General features: G+C 67.4%; 14 protein-coding genes. 12 read left to right on the top strand and 2 right to left on the bottom strand.

Annotated elements, in window-relative coordinates:
• The first annotated feature begins 3 nt into the window (after nucleotides 1–3).
• The 8 genes from BLQ28_RS25330 to BLQ28_RS25295 all read left to right on the top strand — a co-directional run bounded on the left by BLQ28_RS25330 (nucleotide 4) and on the right by BLQ28_RS25295 (nucleotide 8959).
• Complete coding sequence (locus BLQ28_RS25330) at nucleotides 4–1263, top strand: lactonase family protein (RefSeq protein ID WP_093246012.1); 1260 nt, start codon at nucleotides 4–6, stop codon at nucleotides 1261–1263.
• An 11-nt stretch (nucleotides 1264–1274) separates the two neighbouring features.
• Nucleotides 1275–2216, top strand: a complete 942-nt coding sequence (locus BLQ28_RS25325; protein ID WP_093246181.1) for an ABC transporter permease — start codon at nucleotides 1275–1277, stop codon at nucleotides 2214–2216.
• A gap of 11 nt (nucleotides 2217–2227) precedes the next feature.
• The gene (locus BLQ28_RS25320; RefSeq protein WP_093246010.1) at nucleotides 2228–3067 is read left to right on the top strand and encodes an ABC transporter permease; all 840 of its coding nucleotides are present in this window, start codon (nucleotides 2228–2230) and stop codon (nucleotides 3065–3067) included.
• Nucleotides 3067–4107, top strand: coding sequence for an ABC transporter ATP-binding protein (locus BLQ28_RS25315; RefSeq protein WP_093246009.1), 1041 nt, complete (start codon nucleotides 3067–3069; stop codon nucleotides 4105–4107). The genes BLQ28_RS25320 and BLQ28_RS25315 overlap by 1 nt, the downstream gene beginning before the upstream one ends.
• A gap of 172 nt (nucleotides 4108–4279) precedes the next feature.
• The gene (locus tag BLQ28_RS25310; protein WP_093246007.1) at nucleotides 4280–5257 is read left to right on the top strand and encodes an ABC transporter ATP-binding protein; all 978 of its coding nucleotides are present in this window, start codon (nucleotides 4280–4282) and stop codon (nucleotides 5255–5257) included.
• Nucleotides 5254–6567, top strand: a complete 1314-nt coding sequence (locus tag BLQ28_RS25305; RefSeq protein ID WP_371126708.1) for an amino acid deaminase — start codon at nucleotides 5254–5256, stop codon at nucleotides 6565–6567. Before BLQ28_RS25310 ends, BLQ28_RS25305 begins: the two co-directional genes overlap by 4 nt.
• An 11-nt stretch (nucleotides 6568–6578) precedes the next feature.
• A complete protein-coding gene (locus tag BLQ28_RS25300; RefSeq protein WP_093246006.1) occupies nucleotides 6579–7490 on the top strand; it encodes a MurR/RpiR family transcriptional regulator in 912 nt (303 codons plus the stop codon).
• Nucleotides 7487–8959 (top strand): N-acyl-D-amino-acid deacylase family protein, encoded by a 1473-nt coding sequence (locus BLQ28_RS25295; RefSeq protein ID WP_093246004.1) that lies wholly within the window; start codon nucleotides 7487–7489, stop codon nucleotides 8957–8959. Before BLQ28_RS25300 ends, BLQ28_RS25295 begins: the two co-directional genes overlap by 4 nt.
• Nucleotides 8960–8976: 17 nt before the next feature.
• Here the strand turns inward: BLQ28_RS25295 and BLQ28_RS25290 are convergent, their stop codons facing one another.
• Nucleotides 8977–10239, bottom strand: coding sequence for a lactonase family protein (locus BLQ28_RS25290; protein WP_093246003.1), 1263 nt, complete (start codon nucleotides 10237–10239; stop codon nucleotides 8977–8979).
• A gap of 22 nt (nucleotides 10240–10261) precedes the next feature.
• A complete protein-coding gene (locus BLQ28_RS25285; protein ID WP_093246001.1) occupies nucleotides 10262–11797 on the bottom strand; it encodes an FAD-binding oxidoreductase in 1536 nt (511 codons plus the stop codon).
• Between the two features lie 391 nt (nucleotides 11798–12188).
• Here BLQ28_RS25285 and BLQ28_RS25280 point away from each other — a divergent pair, with 391 nt between their 5' ends.
• From BLQ28_RS25280 to BLQ28_RS25260, 4 genes are all read left to right on the top strand, one after another.
• The gene (locus BLQ28_RS25280; RefSeq protein ID WP_093245999.1) at nucleotides 12189–12374 is read left to right on the top strand and encodes a hypothetical protein; all 186 of its coding nucleotides are present in this window, start codon (nucleotides 12189–12191) and stop codon (nucleotides 12372–12374) included.
• A gap of 222 nt (nucleotides 12375–12596) precedes the next feature.
• Entirely contained in the window at nucleotides 12597–15002 is a 2406-nt protein-coding gene (locus BLQ28_RS25270) for an alpha/beta hydrolase (RefSeq protein ID WP_143012573.1), read from the top strand.
• A gap of 204 nt (nucleotides 15003–15206) precedes the next feature.
• Nucleotides 15207–17414 (top strand): ParB/Srx family N-terminal domain-containing protein, encoded by a 2208-nt coding sequence (locus BLQ28_RS25265; RefSeq protein ID WP_143012572.1) that lies wholly within the window; start codon nucleotides 15207–15209, stop codon nucleotides 17412–17414.
• Nucleotides 17415–17557: 143 nt separating this feature from the next.
• The gene (locus BLQ28_RS25260) at nucleotides 17558–18628 is read left to right on the top strand and encodes a serine hydrolase domain-containing protein (protein WP_176801221.1); all 1071 of its coding nucleotides are present in this window, start codon (nucleotides 17558–17560) and stop codon (nucleotides 18626–18628) included.
• Nucleotides 18629–18632: the final 4 nt, after the last annotated feature.

The following is an 18632-nucleotide window of genomic DNA, read 5'->3' as shown; positions in this document are numbered from 1 at the left end:
GCCATGCCATCGCGTCGCCAACTTCTGCAAGCCAGCGCACTGGCCTCCGGCCTCGGAGCCCTTGGCCTCACGGCCTCTACCGTCCAGGCCGCAACGTCCGGCCCGGTCTACGCCTACGTGGGCACCTACTCGGACGGCGGCAAGCCGTGGCGCGGCGGGCGTGGCCTGGGCGTGCACCAGTTCGTGCTCGACAGCGCCACCGGCGCGCTCAAGCCCATTCCCGGCGCGCCACCCGCTGTGGCCAGCACGGGCGAGGGCGCGAAGCTGCGCAACCCCGCATCGCTCGCGCGCCATCCGAAGCTGCCGATGCTCTATGCGGCGAACGAGTTCGAGGCCGGCTCGGTCTCGGCCTTTCGCATCGGCGCGAACGGCGCGCTGTCGTTCGTGTCGGAAACGCCCTGCGGCGGCAAGGACCCGGCCTACATCAGCGTGCACCCTGATGGGCGCTTTCTCTTTACCGCCAACTACGCGAGCGGCGACGTCAGCGTGATTGCCCTGCGCGCCGACGGCACGCCCGACGCCAGCGTTCCCGCCGTCGTCTACAAGGACGTCGAGGCCTGCGGCGCATCCACGCCGTGCAAGCCCGGCGCCGACGTGGTGCCTGAAGCCGCGCGCTCGCACGAAGGTTTCGCCACCAGCGACCACGACGGCCCGCACGCCCACATGGTGCATGCCGACCCGAAGGGCAACTTCGTTCTGGTAGCCGACCTGGGGCTCGACCGCGTCATCTCGTACCGCTTCGACCGCATCACCGGCGTGCTGAGTCAGCCGAGCACCGTGGCCGTGTCCGAGAGTTCGGGCGCGCGCCATTTCATCTTTCATCCGAACGGCAAGTGGTTCTACCTGGTGAATGAAGAGGCCTCGACCATCGCCTTCATGCGCTATGACAACGCCACCGGCGTGCTCACGCTCGTGAGCGAAACCTCGGCGCTGCCGAAGGGCTTCAAAGGCACCAGCTACGCATCGGGCATCCGCATGCTGCCCGACGGCCAGCACTTCGTGTCGCTCAACCGCCTGCACGATTCGATCTCGCTCTTCAGGATCAATGCGCGCACCGGCGCGCCCACGCTGGTGCGTGAGGAATGGACGCGCGGCAACTACCCGCGCAGCTGCACGCTCGACCCGAGCGGCCGCTTCCTCTACGTGTGCCACAACAAGCAGGGCGACAACGTGACGGTCTTCCGCGTGCAGGGCGGCGACGTGAAGTTCACCGGCCAGTACGTGGCGGTGGGCAGCGCGGCGGCCATCGAGTTTTCGGCGTGATGAAAAAGTCTTTGCTTCGCTACATCGCCTCGCGGGCCGGCGGCATGCTCGTCGTGCTCGCCATCGTGGCGGTGCTCGTCTTCGTGCTCACGCGCGCGGCCTCGGGCGATCCGGTCTCGGTGCTGCTGGGCGACCAGGCCACCGCCGCCGACATCGCCCGCGTGCAGAAGGAATACGGCCTCGACAAACCATTGCCCGTGCAGTTCGGCTACTGGCTGCGCGAAGTGCTGCAGGGCAACCTGGGCACCTCGATCTTTCTGCAGCGGCCTGTGACGCAGGCACTGTGGGAGCGCGCCGAGCCCACCACGCTGCTCGCGCTGATGGCCGTGGCCATCGCGGCGCTGATCGGCGTGCCTTGCGGCATCGTCTCGGCCGTGTTCCGCGGGCGCGTGGTCGACCAGCTCTTCACCGGCATCGCGATGCTGGGCGCCAGCATTCCGAGCTTCTGGCTCGGCATCGTGCTCATCCAGATCTTTGCCGTGTCCTTCGGCTGGTTCCCGGTCTCGGGCTACGGCGCGCCCGATGCGGCACTGGCCGAGCGGCTGCATTCGCTGGTGCTGCCGGCTGCGGTGCTGGGGCTCTTGAACTCGGCGCTCATCATCCGCTTCACGCGCGCCTCGATGCTCGACGTGCTGGGCGAAGACTACGTGCGCACCGCACGCTCCAAGGGCCTGAGCGAAAGCGTCGTCGTGCTGAAGCACGCGCTGCGCAATGCGCTGGTGCCCATCGTCACGGTGATCGGCCTCACGGTCGCGCTGATGATCGGCGGCGCCGTCATCACCGAGACCGTGTTCGGCCTGCCCGGCGTGGGCAACCTCGTGGTGAGCGCGGTGCTGCGCCGCGACTACCCCGTCATTCAGGGCGCGCTGCTGGTGATCGCGGCGATCTACGTGCTGATCAATTTCTCCATCGACCTGCTGTACGCGGTGGTCGACCCGCGCGTGAAGGTCTGAAGAGAAACACCATGCAAATGCCAAGAATGCTCCGCCAGCTGATGCACCGTCGCATCGTGATGGTCTCCGCGCTGGTGCTGCTGGTCATCGCCATCCTGGCGATCGGCGCGCCGCTGTTCGCTTCGGCCGACCCCAACGACACGGCCGTGCTGCAACGCCTGAAGGCGCCGAGCGCCGAGCACCTGCTGGGCACCGACGAACTCGGGCGCGACATGTACTCGCGCATCGTGCACGGCGCGCGCTACTCGCTGGCGATTGCCGCGCTCACCGCATTGGGCTCGGTCATCGCCGGCACCGTGCTGGGCCTGATGGCCGGCTTCTTCCGCCGGCTCGACACGCCGCTGATGCGCGTGGTCGACGCGATGATGTCCTTCCCCGACATCCTGCTGGCCATCGCGCTGGTGGCCATCCTCGGGCCCTCGCTGGTCAACACCGTGCTGGCGCTGGTGCTGGTCTACACGCCGCGCGTGGCGCGGGTGGTGCGGGCCTCGACGCTGGTGGTGCGCGAACTGCTGTTCGTGGAAGCGGTGCGCGCACTGGGCGTGCGCACCTCGCGCATCCTGTGGCGGCACATATTGCCGAACCTGATGTCGCCGATCCTCGTGCAGGTGTCGTTCATCTTCGCTTACGCCATCCTGGCCGAAGCGGGCCTGTCGTTCCTCGGCGTCGGCGTGCCGCCCGAGATCCCGACCTGGGGCACCATGGTCGCGGGCAGCCAGCAGTACGCGCACCAGGCTTTCTGGGTGGTGCTGTTCCCGGGGCTCGCGATCATCTTCACGGCACTGTCGCTGCAACTGCTGGGTGACGGCGTGCGCGACCTGTTGGACCCCAAGCTCAAGAAGACCTCGTGATGACGAACGCCTCCCACAACACACCGCGTCTCACGGTCAACAACCTGAGCACGAGCTTCCCCACCGAAGACGGCCTCGTGCGTTCGGTGGCCGACGTGAGCTTCTCGATCCAGCCCGGCAAGACCACCGCGCTGGTGGGCGAGTCGGGCTCGGGCAAGTCGGTCACCAGCCTCACGCTGATGCGCCTGTTGCCCAAGACCGCGAACGCGCAGGTCAGCGGCACCGCGTCGTTCGTGACGCGCGAAGGCAAGTCGCTCGACCTGCTGCAGATCGGCGAACGCGAGATGCGCTCGCTGCGCGGCAACCAGCTGTCGATGATCTTCCAGGAGCCGATGACCAGCCTGAACCCGGTCTTCACCATCGGCGAGCAGATCGCCGAGAGCGTGCGCCTGCACAAGGGGCTGGACCGCAAGTCGGCGCTGGCCCATGCGTTGCGCATGCTGGAGCTGGTCGAGATTCCGGCTGCCGCGCAACGCATCCACGAGTACCCGCACCAGCTTTCGGGCGGCATGCGCCAGCGCGTGATGATCGCGCTGGCCATGGCCTGCGACCCGACGCTGCTGATCGCCGACGAGCCCACGACCGCGCTCGACGTGACCATCCAGGCGCAGATCCTCGAACTCATGCGCCGGCTGCAGGCCGAGACGGGCATGAGCATCCTCTTCATCACCCACAACCTCGGCGTGGTCGCGCACCATGCGGACGACGTGGTGGTGCTGTATGCGGGCCGCGTGGTCGAGAGCGCGCCTGTGCGGCCGCTGTTCGCGCAGCCCGAGCATCCGTACACGCAGGGCCTGTTGGCCTGCCTGCCGGGCAAGGCGCGGTTGCCGGGGCAGCCCAAGCCCAAGCGGCTCTTTGCGATTCGCGGGCAGGTGTCGAGCCCGCTTGCGCCGCCGCCGGGCTGTGCCTTCGAGCCGCGTTGCGACCAGGCGTTGGCGGGTTGCAAGGATGCGATGCCGCCGCTGATCGACATCCGGCAAGACCGCCAGGCGCGCTGCATTCGCGTGCAGCCGCAAGCAGCGTTGGCGAGGGCTGCATGACCCGCGCATCGCTCCCGTCTTGCTCCTTCCCCTCCCGGGGGAAGGCCGGGATGGGGGCAGGCGGCGTTCGTTCGGCGCAGTGCTTCATCAAGTGCCGTCGTGCCCCCACCCCAACCCTCCCCCGGAAGGGGAGGGAGCCAAACCCCAAAAGCCCACGACCCAATAGCCCACGATGACCACCGCCGCTCCCCTCATCGAAGTCCGCGGACTCAAGAAATACTTCGGCAGCAGCGACCGCCCCGTGCGCGCGGTCGACGACGTGTCGTTCGCCATCCAGCCCGGCGAAACGCTGGGCCTCGTCGGCGAATCCGGCTCGGGCAAGAGCACCATCGGCCGCACCGTGCTGCGGCTGCTCGAGCGCACCGAAGGTCAGGTGCTCTACCGGGGCGACGACATCGGTGCGCTCTCGGGCGAGCGCATGCGCAAGCTGCGCAGCAAGCTGCAGATCATCTTTCAGGACCCGTACGCCAGCCTCAACCCGAAGATGCGCATCAGCGCCATCCTGGGCGAGGCGCTGTCCACGCACGGCCTGCACAAGGGCGCGGCGGCACGCGACAAGCGCATCGCCGAGCTGCTCGAAACCGTCGGCCTGCGCGCCGAGCATGCGAGCCGCTTTCCGCACGAGTTCTCGGGCGGCCAGCGCCAGCGCATCGGTGTGGCGCGCGCACTGGCGGTCGAGCCCGAGTTCATCGTGGCCGACGAGCCGCTGTCGGCGCTCGACGTGTCGATCCAGTCGCAGGTCATCAACTTGCTGGCCGACCTGCGCGAGCGCCTGGGCCTGACGATGCTCTTCATCTCGCACGACCTCGACGTGGTCGAGTACCTGTGCGACCGCGTGGTGGTGCTCTACCTGGGCAAGGTGATGGAAGTGGCCACCACCGACGAGCTGTTCGCGCGCCCCTCGCACCCCTACACCCAGGCGCTGCTGGCCGCGAGCCCGAAGCCCGATCCCGAGATGGCCACCGAGCGCATCGCGCTCAAGGGCGACATTCCCAGCCCCATTTCGCCACCCTCGGGCTGCGTGTTTCGCACCCGCTGCCCGCATGCCATCGACATCTGCGCGCAGACTGTGCCCGCGCTCGAAGAAATTTCGGCGGGACACTATCGCGCCTGCCTCCGCAAAGACCTGCTCTCCAACATTGCCGCATGACCATGACCACCACCGACGCCGCCGCCAAGGACTTCCAGGACCCGCTGCTGGGCAGCAACTTCAAGGGCTACCCGCGCACTCAGCCGCCACGCCGCCGCAGCGAGATCGGCCAGGCAGGCTGGAACGTGCTGGCCGGCGACCTGCCGCTGCCGCTGGCCATGCTCAAGCGCGAGGCGCTCGAACACAACCTGGCGTGGATGCAGGCACGTGTGCGCGAATGGGGCATCGACCTCGCACCGCACGGCAAGACGACGATGTCGCCGCAACTCTTCAAACGCCAACTCGACGCGGGCGCCTGGGGCCTGACCTTCGCCACCGTCACGCAACTGGCCGTGGGCGTGGCCGCCGGTGCGCGCCGCGCGCTCATCGCCAACCAGGTGGTGAGCGACGAAGACCTGGCCGGCATCCAGATGCTGCTGCGCGCGCATGCCGACCTGCGCATCGTGTTCCTGGTCGATTCGCTCGCGCAACTGGCGCTGATCGAAGACTGGACGAAGCGTGAGCCCGCCAGCGTGCCCTTCGACGTGATGATCGAGATCGGTGTCGATGGCGGCCGCACCGGCTGCCGCACGCATGAGGAAGCCATCGCGCTCGCGACCCGCCTGCGCGCCAGCGACGCGGTCAAGCTCGTGGGCATCGAGACCTACGAAGGGCAGGGCGCCACCGGTGCCAGCGAACCCGACACGGCCTACGCCAACACGCTGATGGACCGCGTGGAAGCCGTGGCGCGCCACTGCGACACGAACAAGCTGTTCGAGACCGACGAGGTGCTGGTCTCGGCCGGCGGCTCGGCCATCTTCGACCTCGTGGCCGGGCGCTTGAAGCCTGCATTGGGTGCGCCGGTGCGCGGCCTGCTGCGCTCGGGCTGCTACGTCACGCACGACCACGGCTTCTACAAGCGCATGGTGAACGCGGTGGACGAGCGCCTGGGCTGCGGCTGCGGCGAGGGCCTGACACCGGCCATGGAAGTCTGGGCCACCGTGCAATCGCGGCCCGAACCCGGCCTGGCGATTCTTGCCGTGGGCAAGCGCGACATCTCCTTCGACCTGTCGATGCCCGTGCCCATCGCACGCGCGGCACGCGGCGCGCTGCAAGCGCAGGCCGTGCCCGCCGGCTGGAAGATCACCGCGCTGAACGACCAGCACGCCTACCTGCGCTGGGATGCCGCCGAAGAGGCGCAGGCCCCGGCCGTGGGCGACCGCGTCGGCCTCGGCATTTCGCACCCCTGCACCACCTTCGACAAATGGCACTGGATGCCTGTGGTCGAACAGGATTACCGCGTGAGCGACGCCGTCGCCATGCACTTCTGAACCCGGACCCGATGACTCCTTCACTGCTTCAGAAAATCGCGGAAACCCGCAGCGGCGCCCCGGCGACGCGGCGCGCGATTCTCGACCTGATCCTCGAAGACCCGGACCGCGTGCTCGAAGAAAGCTTCGAGCAACTGGCCGAGCGTTCGCGCAGCTCGGTGCCGACCATCATGCGCACCTGCCGCGACCTCGGCTTTGCCGGGCTGCGCGAGTTCAAGCTCGCACTCGCGCAGGAACTGGCGCTGGGCGGTTCGCCCCTGCACCGCCGCGTCAACATCGAGGACGCGGCCGACGAAGTGGTCAGCAAGATCGCGCGTAGCGCGGCCGCCTCGGTCTCGGGCGTGCGCGGCCAGCTCGACATGCAGGTGCTCGACGGCGCCGTGGCGGCCATTGCCGCCGCGCCGCACGTGGACCTGTACGGCGCGGGCGCGACCTCGTGGTTCATGGCCAACGACCTGCAGGCGCGCCTGTTCCGCCTCGGCATCTCGGCCAACGCCTGGGCCGACTACCACCTGCAGCAGGTGGCCGGCGCAGCGCAGCGGCCCGGCGGCGTGGTGATCGCCATCTCGCACGTGGGCGGCATGCCCTCGCTGCTCGACGCGGTGGACATCGCGCGCGGGCAGGGCGCCAAGGTGGTCGCGCTCACGCGGCCCGGCACGGCGCTCGCGGCCAAGGCCGACTTTCTGTTGGGCCTCTCGGTGCCCGACGACGCGGTGATGCACGTGGGCATCGATGCCTATTTGACGCACCTCACCGCCATTGAAATCCTGACCGTGCTGGTGGCCCAGCGCCGCGGCGAGCCCGCGGTGCAGCGCCTGCAGCGCGCACGCGAAGCCTTCCAGCGCCACGGCATCGATGCCACCACGCATCCGCTGCAAAGCTGGGACGGCGGCGGCATCAACGAAGGAGGACGCGCATCGTGAGCGACCCCAACAAAGCCATCCTGCTCGAAGCCGGCCTCGTGGTCGACGGTTCGGGCGGACCCTCGTGGCCCGGCGACGTGCTGCTGCAGGGCGACCGCATCCTGGCGCTGGGCGAAGGCCTGCGCGCGCGATTGCCCGAAGGGCTCGCGCTGGCCGACGTCGAGGTTGTCGATTGCCGTGCCAAGGTGATCGCGCCCGGTTTCATCGACGCGCACACGCACGACGACGCGATCGTGCTGCGCGACCCGCTGTGCCTGCCCAAGGTGTCGCAGGGCATCACCACCGTGGTGACGGGCAACTGCGGCATCTCGCTGGCGCCGTACCGCACGCCGCAGTCGAAGCCGCCGCTCACGCTGTTGGGCGCGGAATCGTTCAAACACGCGACCATGGCCGAGTACCGCGCGGCCGTCGATGCGACGCAGCCGGCGTTGAATGTGGCTGCGCTGGTCGGCCACACCACGCTGCGCTTCGCGACCATGGAAGCGCTCGAACGGCCGGCGAGCGGCGATGAACTGGCGCGCATGGAAGCGCTGCTCGACAGCTGCATGGCCGATGGCGCGCATGGCATGTCCTCGGGCCTGTTCTATGAAGAAGCCTTTGCCGCACCGGCCGAAGAAGTGACGGCGCTCGCACGCGTCGTGGCGCGGCACGGCGGCGTGTACGCGACCCATCTGCGCAGCGAGATGCAACAGATCATCGAGGCGCTGCACGAAGCGGGCGACTCGGCCTTCAACGCCGGCGTGCCGCTCGTCATCTCGCACCACAAGTGCGCCGGCCCCGCCAACTGGGGCCGCACCAAGGAAACGCTGCCGCTCATCGAAGCCCTGGCCAGGCGCCAGAAGATCGCGATGGACGTGTACCCCTACGTGGCCGGCTCCACCGTGCTGCGCGAAGACCTGGTCGATGGCGTCATCGACGTGCTGCTGACCTGGTCCGACCCGCACCCCGAGATGACGGGCCGCCTGATCTCCGACATCGCGCGCGAGTGGGGCACCACCGAGCAAGAGGCCTGCCTGCGCCTGAAGCCCGGCGGCGCCTGCTACTTCCAGATGCAGGAAGAAGACGTGGAGCGCGTCATTGCGCACCCCTTCACCATGATCGGCAGCGACGGCCTGCCGCACGACCGCCATCCGCATCCGCGCCTGTGGGGCGCGTTCCCGCGCGTGTTTGCGCGCTACTGGCGCCAGCGCAAGCTGTTCACGCTGGAGCAGGCGGTGTACAAGATGACCGGCATGACCGCGCGCAACCTGCGCATCGCCGACCGTGGCCTGCTGCGCGCGGGCAGCATGGCCGACGTGGTGGTGTTCGACCCCGAGACCATCGCCGACACCGCCACCTACGACAAGCCGCACGGCGTGAGCCTGGGCGTGGAGCACGTGTTCGTGAACGGCGTGCTGGCCTATCGCGGCGGCGAGGGCGAAGCCCGCGTGCTTGCGCGCGCAGGGCGGATGCTCACGCGCGGGAGCTAGCTAAGCCCTGCTGCGCATCAGGCAAACACCAGGCACACCGGTGTCGGCACTTGCGCGACCTGCACCGGCTGGTCGAGCTTGCCGTTCGCGGGGTCGATGCGCAGGCGCAGGATGGTGTCGCCTTTCTGGCTGAGCGCGTAGAGGTGGCTGCCACCGGGCGCCATCGCCAGTGCGCGCGGAAAGCGCAGGCCCTCGTTCCAGTGCTGCAGCGGTGTCAGCGTGCCGCTGTTCGCATCGACGCGGAAGGCGGCAACGCTGTCGGCCATCGGGTGGTCCGATTTCAACCGGCGGTTGCTGGCGTAGAGGAATTGGCCCGAGGGGTGCATGACCAGCGCCGCCGCGTTCTTCTGGCCGCTGAAGCCATCGGGCACGGTCGCGATGCGCTGGCGTTGCTCTCCGACCTTGCCGCTTGCCGCGTCGTAGCCGAAGCAGGCGACCGTGGCGTCGAGTTCACTCACGAGGTACAGGAAGCGTTGCGAAGGGTGCAGCGCAAGGTGGCGCGGGCCGCCGCCGGGCTGCGTGGCCGTGCGGCCGAGCAAGGCGAGCTTGCCGTCGGCGAGCGTGAAGGCATTGATGCGGTCGCTGCCGAGATCGGTGCCAAGCACGCGCTGGCCCGAGGCATCGAACAGCACCATGTGCGGATGCGGCGACTCCTGGCGCTCGGCATCGGGGCCGGAGCCGGTTTCTTTCTCGATGCCAGAGACCTTGCCGACCTTGCCGTCCGCATCGATCGGCAGCACGTTGTAGGCACCGCCGCCATACAGGGCCACGGCCAGCGCGCGGCCATCAGGCGATACGGCCAGGTGCGCCGGGATCACGCCCGACAGCGACAGCGGCTGGCGGTTGAGCAAGGTCAGGCGGCCACTGCGCTCGTCGATGGCATAGGCCTCGGCCGTGCCGGTGGGCAGGCCCTGGTAGGTGTCGATCTCGTTGATCGCGTACAGGAAGCGCTGGCTGGGGTGCACGGCAAGAAACGAAGGGTTCGCGCTTGCGACCGTTTGCACTTGCGTCCAGCCGCCGTCGTTGACGGCGAGCACGTAGATGCCCTTCGATGCCGGTCCGCCGGCCGTGCCGCCCGGCGCATCGCTGGTGTAGGTGCCGACGTAGGCAAAGCGCGGGGGCAGCGCATGCGTTGCGGCCGGGCTGTTGCGGCTTGCGGCGTCGGGTGTCTGCGCACCGGCGGGAACCAACGGCGTCAATGCGCCAAGGGCGGATGCGCCGCCGATCCACTGCATGACGGTGCGGCGATTCTTGCCGGGGTTGCTGGCGTTGTGGGTCATGGGGTTCCTCTCGTCCTCTGGCTCAGGGCCGCACCGACATGGCGTGGTGAAAGATGTTGTTCGGGTCGTACCGGCGCTTCACTTTCTGCAGGAAGCCATAGAGCCCCCGGTCTCCGTAGTAGAGCTGCGACCAGAACGGGTAGGCCAGCATGTCGTTGTCGGGGTAGTTGATGTAGCAGCCTTCGTAGCGCTCGCCGGGGTAGGGCGTGCCGGCGTAGCGCTCGGGCACATCGGGCGTGCCGTACACGTCGCGGTAGAAGTCGCTGATCCAGCGCAGGTGGCCGGCATCGTCGGCGGCGCTGCGCCAGTAGGTCTGGTACTGCAGCTTCATGATCGACGCGCGCTGCGGCACCGCCGTGTCGTTGATGCGCTCGGGCTTGTTGATGGCGCCGCCATACGAGTCCACCTGCACCAGCGACTGGCTCAGATCGACACCGGGCATGACGCGCGTCAGGTGCGTGTAGATGCGCTGCGCCTCGCGGGCGCTGAAGTTCTGCTTCATGTAGGACGACTTGTACTTGCCGCGCTGGTTGTCGCCCGAGCCGTTCAGGTACTGCGTGGCCGTGAGCCAGTCGTAGCGCGTCACGGTGTGCGGCTTGGAGCACAGCAACTGCCCCGCATCGCGCTGCGGGGCCGGGCCCACGCCGGGCGCGCGGCCCTTGGCAGGCACCGGCGCGCAGGCCTTGAAGCGGTCGAGGAATTCGTTGAGCACCGTCAGGTCGTTGCAGGTGCCGTCGGGGTTGCAGAACTGCGTGAGCATCACGATCTGGCCCGACGAGCGGTGCGTGAGCTTGAGCAGCGAGAACATGCCCCAGGTGTCCGGTGACTTGCCGCGCGTTGCCCAGTACTCGCCATAGGTGGTGAGCAATGCGGTGAAGCGCTCGGGCGTCATGGTGGCCCAGTCGAATGCGACCACCGCAAGCGCCACTTCGCGTGGCGCCTGCGGCAAGGTGTCGAACACATAGCTGGTGATCGCGCCGAAGTTGCCGCCACCCGCGCCGCGGCAGGCGCGAAACAGCTCGGGCTCGTGGCTCGCGTCCACGGTGCGCGGCACGACCTTGCCGCGGCTGTCGACTGTCAGGATGTCCACCGCGGAGAGCCAGTCGACCGTCAGGCCCTGCAGGCGCGACAAGAGGCCGTAGCCGCCGCCGCAGATGTGTCCGCCCGCGCCCACCGAGTAGCAGGAGCCGCCGGGCAGCGTGACGTTGCTGCGCTTGTACAGCTCGAGGTATTCGTTCCAGTTCTGCATGCCGGGGCCGATGCGGAAGCGCCCGTCGGTCCTGGCGGTATCGGCGCTGGCCTGGGTGAGCAGGCTCAGGTCGAGGATCGCGCCGTCGGGGTTGTTCGAGACGAAGTCTTCATAGCAATGGCCGCCGCTGCGCAGCGTGGGCCGAAGGCCCGCATCGACGATGCGCTGCAACGCGGTGGCGGCATCGCCGGCGCTTTCGGCCAACTCGATGCGCGAAGCCGCATCCGATTCCGTCGCAGGCCATCGCAGGTTGAAGCCCTTTTTCAAGGTGTTGTAGCGGGCATCCTGGCGTGTCACGGTGATGGTCATGTGCACTTTCTGATGGACGTCTTGCGACGGTGGGAACCGGAGGAAGAGGGCGCCTGTGGCGCCTCTGGCGGTGGATTGGCGGCGCGGGGCAGGGCGCGTTTTTCGCGGGAAAGGAGCCACCCGCGCGGAAGACCTGAAATGAAATGTTTTTTCTTAATCTCCTTGGATTTGGTCTGAAATCACGGAATTTCGCCAATATTGACGCAAATTCGGCAATTGTTGAAATGTATTTTCACCAAGGTGGCGCGATGCCGATGACCCTCGATGCCGAGGTGCGCGGGCCCTTATCCATGGACGCGCGGCACCCGGCAAACCTAAAGTTCTCACGCTCGTGCGAAAAATCAGTCAAACTGCCGAACGCAGGGCGGAGGACACGGAGACAGGAGCGCAGATGGACAAGGACGCCGACGGTCTGGGCGCTGATTTCGAGCTGTGGCAACAGCTCACCGACGACTACGAAAAAGCGCTGGCCGCCCTGGCCCGCGGGGAGCCCGGTGCGCGCGACCTCGCCATGAAGCTCTCGCTGGCGCTGCGCCGGCTGCACCCCGAAACGCCCCGCCTCGGCAGCCCCGACTGAAGCCCCCTCCTTGCAGGAAGAACGACCGCAAGCCTTGGCACAGATAGTGCGACGGTGCTGCGTCGGTTGCGAGGGAGGAGTTCATCAGCAGACGGGCAGGCCATCGAGCCGCAGCCCGCGGTAACGCACAACTCCCGGACATCCAGACACTCGCAGGAGCGCGACGGTTGCTACGTGAACGGCGCGCTCTCGTTGTGCATCGAGAGAGTCAGGGAGAGAAAAATGAATGTCAGATGCGCGAAGCGCATGCCGAAGGCGTGCGCGTTCTTTCTGGTGTTGGCCTTGTTGGGCGGATGTGGTGGCGGCGGTGGCGGGGGCGGCGCCCTGCCCATTGCCGCGATGCCCCCGGCACCTTCGCCACCACCTGCCAGCGCGGCCGAAGCCGCAGCGCCACCCGCAGAGCCCGAACCGACGGCACCGGTCACGGTCATGCCGAACCCGACCGACCCTTCCGAGATCACCCGGTATTCGTCCACCGTGCCCTTCGGTGAAAAGGGCAGCTTCGTGGCTTCCGAGCAGGTGGTCTACCGGCTCGGCACCACCGCGGTGTCCGATGCGCTGAACAAGGACGTGATCTACACCGTGCCGCTGCGTGGCACGGTGAGATACCCGACAGGCGACGCCGCTGCGCCGGGCCTGTCGAAGGTGCGGGTCTCGCCATCGGGCGGCTTCCCGGTGATCGTGTTCCTGCATGGCATGCACGATGCGACGGAACTCAACAACGCCAAGGGCTACGACTACCTGCAGAAGAGCTTGGCCGAGCACGGCTACGTGGCGCTGTCCATCGATGCCGGAAAGATCAACGGGCTCAACAACGGCAACGCCTCCGACGCCGGTGCGTTGGCGCGCGGCCAGTTGCTGATGACCACGCTCGACCTGCTGCGCGCCGGCAATGCCACGGGCGTCTTCAATGGCATCGAACTGGCGGGGCTCAAGGGCAAGCTGGACCTCGATCGCGTGGGCATCCTCGGGCACTCGCGTGGTGCGGAAGCGGTGGCCTATGCGGTGGAGCTGAACAAGCAGCGCATCGGCATCAGCTACGAGAACGTCGAGACGGCGCGCGAGCTTCGCATGGCGGTCGCATTGGCCACGGCCGAGCAGGCGGCGGCCCAGAAGCGCGTGGATGCGGCCACGGCTGCCTTCAACGCGGCAGCCGCGGAACTGGCGAAGGCAAAGAGCGCACTGGCCGCGTTGCCGGCGGACTCGCCTTCCATCGCGGCCTTCACCCAGACCGTGGCGCAGCGCCAGGCTGAATCGCAGCAGGCAAAGGCAACGCTCGATGCCGAGAAGGCCGAACTGGACAAGGCCAGGATCAAGCTCAGGCAGGCTCAAGCGATCCCGCTGAAGAGCATCAACGCAGACAGCACGAAATGGCTGGAGCTGACGACCTCGCCGGATGCGCTTGCATCGTCCGGCATCGTGTTGCCGTCCAGCACCGAAGCGCCACACAAGCTCCGCGCGGTTTTCTCGTTGGCGCCGATCAATGCCAGGCAACTGTCGCGCGTGACCCATGTGCCGTTCGCGACCTTGTTGCCCACCTGCGATGGCGACGTCTACAACATGCCGGGCGCGCAGATCTTCGACGACAGCCGCTACACCGCGCAGGACGAGAGCGCACCGAAGTTCCAGGTGGTCGTGCGGGGCGCGAACCACAATTTCTACAACAGCTATTGGTCCGAGAGCGACGATTCGGCCGGGAGCGCGCCTCTCTATTGCCGCCAGCCCGGACGGATCGAAACGCTGCGCCTGACCGCAACCGACCAGCGGCGCAATGGCGCCTTCCTGATCGAATCGTTCATGCGCTACTTCGTCGGCGATGAAGTCCAGTTCGCGTCCTACTGGAAAGGGCAGGCGCCCACACCCGTCGCGGGATGCCCCGTGGGCGAGGCCACTTGCGACGAACGCGTGGTGTTGACCATTCATCAGCCGGCGGCGCAGCGCAAGCTGCTCCAGGGCTTTCGCACTGCCGACAGCATGGCGAAGAACCCCAGCGGGTTGCCGACCGTGCTCGAGAAATTCAACCGGATGGTGCAATGCCAGTTTCTGGGAATCCGGGGCTCGCAGATCACACCGACAAGGCCTGTGGCATGCACCGATCCCGTGACCAACATCTCCGTTGCGTCCCTGTTCGGGGAAGGTGAGAAGTACAACTGGCGCAGCTACGACCCGAAGACCTTGCTGATCTGGTCGGTGACGGACCAGGCGCAACTGCAGTGGGATGCGCCCGGCCCGACCATGGCCGTCAACACTGGCGACCTTTCGGCCAAGGGCTTCGACACCCTCAGCTTCCGCGTCGCCGTCGCGGCGCCGGTCGGGCAGGAGGTCGAGGTCTCCATCATCGACACGCAGGACCGCACGGTGGCATTGAAGGGCAGCGATTTCAGCGACGCGCTCTATGGCGTTGCACGCAAGCCCAACGGCTCGATCCCCTTGGTCGATGCGCCAGAAGACGCGATCTACGCAGACACCGGCACCACGCGCCCGCTGCTGAACATGGTGGCCGTGCCGCTCAAGGCCTTCGCGGTGCATGCGGTGGATCTCGAACACATCAAGCAGGTGAAGTTCCGGTTTCCGAAGGCCTCGGGCAGCGTGGCCGTCACCGACGTCCAGTTGCAGCGCATGGACTGACGAGCTGCGAATGAACTCGCTGCGTGCCCATCCTGGTTCCGCTCCTGCGAACCTCGATACAGTCTCTGGGCGCCCACTGCGATTTCATAACACTGCACAAGTCGTCACACGAATGTCACCTTAAGTTCACAGAATCGGGCCGCTTCCGGCGGTTGCGGGCCAAGCCTGCGCTGGCGTGTGTTCAGCCCCTTTCTGTGGACCTTCATGACGAACTCTCATTGGACCCGCGCGCGCATGGCGGGATTGGTCGGCCTCGCGGCCCTGTCGCTCGCAGCCTGTGGTGGCGGTGGTGGTGGCGGTGGTTTCTTTCCGATCGCCGGACCTGTCGCCGGTAACCCCGGAACCCCAGCCAACCCCGACACGCCGCCCGTGGCGCTCCAGCCGCTGGCGGGCGGTTCGCAGTACGCGGGCACGGCCAGCTTTGGCGACACCGTTTCCATCACCCTCGACCAGCCGGCCGCCGGCCAGCTCACGCTGCGCTTCGTGGACTCGCGCTTCGGCCTGGCCGGTGCATTGAGCGCCAGCTACGCCACGCAGCCCGATGGTTCGCTGCTCGCCACGAAGTTCGCGGCCGTCGCGGGCACGGGCGTGCCCGATGCGCTCACCGCCGCACTGCCCAAGCTCAGCCTGCGCTTCCATGTCGACGGCGCACTGCTCAGCGGTTCGCTGGCCCAGGTGCCCAACCTCAAGGCCGCCGACGGTTCGCTGCTGCAGGGCGAGGTGGCGGCGTCGAACCAGGGCGCGGCCGACGTGGCGCGGCTCGCCGGTGTCTACAGCTTCATCAAGCGCACGACGGCCTACAACGCCAAAGGCGTGGCGCAGGGGGCTGCTGCGGCGGAGTTCGGCCAGCTGAACATCAAGGCCGACGGCAGCGTGCGCGCCTGCGTGGGCCAGGCCTATGCCGACAACTGCAGCGCCGGCCAGCCTGGCAAGCTCGCCGCCGAAGCCGACCAGAAGACCTACCCCGGTGCCCTGGCCCTGACCATCGACGGCCAGCGCATCGGCCGCGTCATGGTCAACGCGCAATCGGGCGCGGCCATGCTGCTCGCCGACGAATTCACCAGTGCCGCCGACGGCAGCTTCCGCACCGGCACCTGGGTGCTGCAGAGCGCGGCGGTGGCACTGCCCGCCACGGCACTCGATGGCGAATGGCTGTGCAGCCAACCCGAACTCGACGCCAAGACTGGCGCCGCCACCGGCCGCACGCAGCGCAACTTCGTCTCGGTGGGCACCGGCCTGCTGCAGACCGACACCATCGACACCGACGTCAAGCTCAGCGCCAACGCCGGCATAGGCGGCGCGTCGACCTCCGCCGTCAGCGGCATGAATGGCCTCGTCGCCGGCCAGTGGAGCGACAGCCAGAAGGCCGGACGCGTGCTGCTGCCCGTGGGCAAGCAGACGGCGTACTACATCGGCACCGGCGCCAGCACGGGTGCTGCTGCGGGCAGCAACATCTCGGGCGTGTGCCGTGCGTTGCCGGTGCAGCCGGTAATCAACACCTATGCGGCGGCGGCTTTCAACGTTCCCATGGCCATTCGCATCGGCGACGCCCGCCCGACGCAGCCGGCCATCGGCTATGACCAGGTCTATTACAAGCAGGCGCGCTATCGCAACACCGCCGTAGCGAAGGAATGGATGAAGGAGTTCGCCGACTTTTGCGAGGCAGCGGGCCTGAGCGACGTCGACAACAACACGGTCAGCTCGAACAGCGTGTTGAACAACCCCGCCACCTTCACCTGCACCGGCAACGTCAACGCCCTCGACATCACTGCCATGAAGTCGGCGGTGGTCGGTCCGCGCGGCGTGCTGTACCTCACGGACGGTCACCATACCCTCACCAGCTTCTGGGAAGCGCCGAACGGTGGTGGTGCCGACGTCAAGGTGCCAGTGGTGATGAAGGGCAACTTCATGAGCCAGAACAACGCGACCTTCTGGCGCGGCATGCGCGCGAACAAGACGGTGTGGCTCAAGCAGCCCGACGGTCGTGCCATCACGCCGGCCGAGCTGCCGCAGCAATTGGGTCTGAGCAACGGTCTGCAGGACGATCCGTACCGCGCGCTGCTCTACTTCACGCGCGATGTCGGCTACAAGCAGCCCGCCGACAGCACCGAGTTCCTGGAGTTCTACTGGTCCGAATGGCTGCAGGCGGCGCCGCAGAACCTCAAGCTCTCGGCCTACACGTTGACCAATGCGAGCAGCTATCTGCAAGCTATCACGGACGCATCGAACCTGATGATCGCGACGCCCGGTGACACGATCATCGGATCGTCTGGGAAGACGGCGTTGCAGATGGGCAAGCTTGCAAGCTTCAGCACGAAGGACTTCAAGGCGCTCAGCGTGCCGGTGACGGATGCCAAGCCCGGCAAGCTGGCATACGCCCTGTACTACCGCGCCTTGCTGGCCGCAAAGTAAACGCCGCATTTCGCGCCACGCGACGCACAACGGCCGGGCTGATGCCCGGCCGTTTTCATTGGTGCACCGCAAGAACAGGCGTCAGTAGGATGTGGCACCGCCGATTGCTGTATTTCTTCTCGCCCCCCAAAAAAGGACAGACCATGCCTTCCCGAAGAAGCTTCGTTGTCGCAAGCACCGGTGCGCTGCTGGGCGCACCAGTGACCGGCTTTGCAACTTCAAGCGCCGACTGGCAGACCGCCAGCCCTGAGAGCCAGGGCATCGCGAGCGAAGGTCTTCAGAAGGCGCTGGACGCCGGTGGCAACGTGCCTGCACTGCGTAGCATCGTCGTCGTGCGCAACGGCCTGCTGGTGGGCGAGCGTTACTACGCGGGGGCATCGACCAACGATTTGCGCGCGATCAACTCGGCGACCAAGAGCGTCTGCTCGGTGCTGGTCGGCCAGGCACTGCAGCAGGGAAAGATCGGCAGCCTTTCGCAGACCGTGGGTGAGTTGCTGCCCGACCTGGTGTCCAAGGTACCGACCTCTCCAGCCTTGCGCGTCACGTTGCGCCAGATCCTTACGGGCACCACTGGACTCGCCTACGACTGGCGCACGCAGTTCACGCCTCTGTTCGCGGCGCCCGACCCGGTCGCTTATGCAATGGACCTGAAGACGGATGCCAAGGCGCCGGGCAGTTGGTCCTACAACGATGCCGCCGTGTTCCTCGTGACGCCGATCCTCGAGCGGGCGCACGGCATGCCGCTGGCCGACATCGCCAAGCGCGATCTGTGCGTGCCGCTGGGCATCGATCACGTTTCGTGGCAGCGTGACAAGGCCGGCAACTGGCCGGCCTATGCGGGCATCAGCCTGCGCACACGCGACCTTGCCAAGCTGGCCTGGCTCATGGTCGATGGTGGCCGATGGAACGGTGCGCAGTGTGTGCCGGCCGATTGGGTGGCGGACAGCATCCGGCGCCACGGGCCTGCGACATGGCGCAATCCGCCAGTCGCAGACATCGGCTACGGCTACCTGTGGTTCACCGGAACGCTCGCGGGCAGGCCGGCGACGTGGGCCTGGGGCTACGGTGGGCAGTTTTCCTTGCTGGTTCCGTCGCTTCGGCTCGCCGTGGCTACGGCGGCGACCAATCCACCACCCCAGGATGTGGGCGCGCAGACCGCCGCCGTGGCGCAGGTCGTTGCGCAGATCGTCGAACTGGCAGCGACATCGACTTAGCCTC

This window comes from Variovorax sp. EL159 (assembly GCF_900100965.1).
GTDB lineage: Bacteria > Pseudomonadota > Gammaproteobacteria > Burkholderiales > Burkholderiaceae_C > Variovorax.
This window is presented reverse-complemented; position numbering and strand designations above follow the sequence as displayed.

Coding starts and splice junctions, on each gene's coding strand:
- BLQ28_RS25310 (WP_093246007.1), top strand. CDS start 4,280: ATGACCACCGCCGCTCCCCTCATCGAAGTCCGCGGACTCAAGAAATAC.
- BLQ28_RS25285 (WP_093246001.1), bottom strand. CDS start 11,797: ATGACCATCACCGTGACACGCCAGGATGCCCGCTACAACACCTTGAAA.
- BLQ28_RS25330 (WP_093246012.1), top strand. CDS start 4: ATGCCATCGCGTCGCCAACTTCTGCAAGCCAGCGCACTGGCCTCCGGC.
- BLQ28_RS25265 (WP_143012572.1), top strand. CDS start 15,207: ATGACGAACTCTCATTGGACCCGCGCGCGCATGGCGGGATTGGTCGGC.
- BLQ28_RS25305 (WP_371126708.1), top strand. CDS start 5,254: ATGACCATGACCACCACCGACGCCGCCGCCAAGGACTTCCAGGACCCG.
- BLQ28_RS25320 (WP_093246010.1), top strand. CDS start 2,228: ATGCAAATGCCAAGAATGCTCCGCCAGCTGATGCACCGTCGCATCGTG.
- BLQ28_RS25315 (WP_093246009.1), top strand. CDS start 3,067: ATGACGAACGCCTCCCACAACACACCGCGTCTCACGGTCAACAACCTG.
- BLQ28_RS25290 (WP_093246003.1), bottom strand. CDS start 10,239: ATGACCCACAACGCCAGCAACCCCGGCAAGAATCGCCGCACCGTCATG.
- BLQ28_RS25300 (WP_093246006.1), top strand. CDS start 6,579: ATGACTCCTTCACTGCTTCAGAAAATCGCGGAAACCCGCAGCGGCGCC.
- BLQ28_RS25270 (WP_143012573.1), top strand. CDS start 12,597: ATGAATGTCAGATGCGCGAAGCGCATGCCGAAGGCGTGCGCGTTCTTT.
- BLQ28_RS25280 (WP_093245999.1), top strand. CDS start 12,189: ATGGACAAGGACGCCGACGGTCTGGGCGCTGATTTCGAGCTGTGGCAA.
- BLQ28_RS25260 (WP_176801221.1), top strand. CDS start 17,558: ATGCCTTCCCGAAGAAGCTTCGTTGTCGCAAGCACCGGTGCGCTGCTG.